This is a genomic window from Streptomyces sp. NPDC000880 (genome assembly GCF_053599675.1).
The window spans coordinates 1-1,471 of sequence record NZ_JBSFMS010000247.1; the positions used below are offsets into that span (position 1 = coordinate 1).

At 65.8% G+C, this 1,471-nt stretch carries 1 protein-coding gene; it reads left to right on the forward strand.

What is annotated here, in order from left to right; genetic code table 11:
- Positions 1-136: 136 nt before the first annotated feature.
- Positions 137-1,405: an IS256 family transposase gene (locus ACWDO5_RS35690; RefSeq protein ID WP_450534676.1), complete on the forward strand. Its 1,269-nt coding sequence runs from the start codon at positions 137-139 to the stop codon at positions 1,403-1,405.
- Positions 1,406-1,471 lie beyond the last annotated feature (66 nt).

Sequence of the window (1,471 nt, forward strand, 5' to 3'; positions counted from 1 at the left end):
AGTGTCATGAATTAGGTGTGTACCTCCCCGTAGGAGTCACCTGATGAGTACGACAACGGATCACCTGATCGAGGCCGCTGACGGTGTGTCGCTTGCCTTGGTCGGTGAGAGTGCCGAGGGTGCGGACGTGAAGTCGATGCCGGTATCCGCGAACGGTCTGTCCAGCGAGTTGCTGGAGGAGCTGGCCGCGCTCGCGGCCGAAAAGGTCCGGATGGGCGGGCTGCGGCTGATGGGTGAGGGCGGGCTGCTGCCCGAGCTGGCCCAGCACCTGATGCAGGCCGCCCTCGAGGCGGAAATGGACCAGCACCTGACCCACGAGTCGATGCGGGCCGGCGGTCGTGGATCGCGTTCGGGCGGAAACACACGCAACGGCTACCGGGCGAAGAAGGTCATGACGGAAGTCGGCGCCGTGACGGTGCAGGTCCCCCGGGACCGCCTGGGCACATTCAGTCCGCGGCTGCTGCCCAAGTACGCCCGCCGCACGGGTGCGCTGGACGAGATGGTGCTGTCGCTGACCGCGAAGGGACTCACCTCGGGTGAGATCGTTGCCCATCTCGCCGAGGTGTACGGGATGACGACAACGAAGGAGACCGTCTCCACGATCACCGACAAGGCTCTGGAGTCGATGGCGGAATGGCGCACCCGCCCGCTTGATCCCGTCTACCCGGTCGTTTTCATCGACGCCATCCACGTCCGGATCCGCGACGGGCATGTGGCCAACCGGCCGGTTTACGTGGCCATCGCCGTCACAGCCGACGGTTACCGGGAGATCCTCGGGCTGTGGGCCGGCGACGGCGGCGAGGGCGCGAAGTACTGGCAGACCGTTCTGACCGAGATCCGCAACCGGGGCGTGAAAGACGTGCTGATGCTGGTCTGCGACGGGCTGACGGCCTTGCCCGAGGCGGTGAACGTCATCTGGCCGCAGACCGTGGTGCAGACCTGCGTCGTTCACCTCATCCGGGGCAGCCTGCGTTACGCGTCCCGCCGGGACTGGGCCGACGTCGCTCGCGATCTCAAGCCCGTATACACCGCTGTCAACGAGGAAGCCGCACGAGAACGGCTGACGGAGTTCGCCGAGAAATGGGGTAAGAAGTACCCCTCGATCGCCGGGACCTGGGAACGGGCCTGGAACGAGTTCGTCCCTTTCCTCGGCCTGCCCGATGCCATCCGCCAGGTCGTCTACACCACCAACGCCATCGAGTCCCTCAACGCCCGCTACCGGCGCGCGGCCCAGGCATGCGGACACTTCCCCAACGAGACCGCCGCCCTCAAACGCCTCTACCTCGCCACCCTCGCCCTCGACCCCACCGGACGCGGCCGCCAACGCTGGAGCAACCGCTGGAAGTCCGCTTTGAACGAATTCGATCTGCTCTTCGACGGCCGCCTTACGGCCGGACGAGTGTAGGCCGATCAGCCCACCGAAAGACCCGTAGGCCAAACAGACGAATCACACCTAATTCCTGATAGACCC